Raw genomic sequence first — 1,122 nt, forward strand, 5'->3', positions numbered from 1 at the left:
ATTTATAAAAAGTGATGAAAAATATACAGGACAAAGTTACTGATGAACCCTAAAGAACTTATCTCTCAAATCAAAGACTATGCTGATATAGCAGATGCTAGTTATGCTATGCTTGATTTAATCGATGAGAATGATGAAAAAGGCTTTTTTGATAGTGCTTTTACTCCTCCTTTGTGGCTTTATGCAGATGGGATAAAGTTAGGGTATGAGATAGGAGATGGGTGTAATACAGATGAAAAAATAAAAAAACTCATTTTAAATAAAATACGTAGAATAGGAGATCCTACAGCTTATGCTACCATTATAGAAGCTAGATTTTCTGCTGATCTTGATAAAGTAGATGAATAATTAAGACAAGAATATCTTAAAAATAAAGAATGAGACAAGATAGATCAAAAATGGTATGAAGCTAAAGAACCTAATGAATTCAATGATGATTTTTGGGGTTTTGGAATTAAAATGAATTCTGTTAATGTTACAAGCAATAAGATGTTAAAAAATAATCAATATATAGTAAGGGAATATCTATGAATAACAAATTTAATTTTGCTAAATTTGTATTAGATTGTTTCGCTTGTTGTGGATTGACTATAATATCTTATTTCATATTTTTTTTACCTATTATTTATCTTATCAGATTTATTTATTTAATAGGAATAAATATGGATATTTTAAATGGATTTGGCAACTATGCCTTGCTTTTTACATTGTGTCATATTATATTTTTTACTATTTGGTTTTTATTAGAAAAGAGAAGCATTATAAAATATAAAATTCATAAATTAAGTTTTTGGATAGTATTTGCATTTGCAAATAGTTTTTGGTGGTATTTAGCTTATTGGTTAGCAAATAGAGGATTTTATAAATGAAGTACTACACAACGATTTATATCCACCCCATGGATTGGAACATTCCTTATGTCTTTTTAGGACTTACCAAAAAATAAAAGTCCTGATGAGCTTGATAAGATAGATGAAACATTAAGACAAGAATATCTTAAAAACAAAGAATTTAAATTAATTAAAAGTATTAAGTAGATTGGTTATAATAAAACAATTTATCTGTATTAGGAGTAAATTTGCAAATTCCTATTTATTCTAAATTAAAAACAAAGCTAGAAAG

2 protein-coding genes are annotated in these 1,122 nt (G+C 26.1%); both read left to right on the forward strand.

Annotated elements, in window-relative coordinates:
• Positions 1-42 precede the first annotated feature (42 nt).
• Positions 43-348, forward strand: a complete 306-nt coding sequence (locus ACOTVC_RS08755) for a hypothetical protein (RefSeq protein ID WP_214099801.1) — start codon at positions 43-45, stop codon at positions 346-348.
• A gap of 314 nt (positions 349-662) precedes the next feature.
• Positions 663-869 carry a hypothetical protein gene (locus tag ACOTVC_RS08760; protein WP_421628374.1) on the forward strand — a complete coding sequence of 69 codons (207 nt, stop codon included), beginning with the start codon at positions 663-665 and terminating at the stop codon, positions 867-869.
• The last annotated feature ends 253 nt before the right edge of the window (positions 870-1,122 follow it).

Source organism: Campylobacter sp. GB48 (genome assembly GCF_049221845.1).
Lineage (GTDB): Bacteria > Campylobacterota > Campylobacteria > Campylobacterales > Campylobacteraceae > Campylobacter_D > Campylobacter_D lari_C.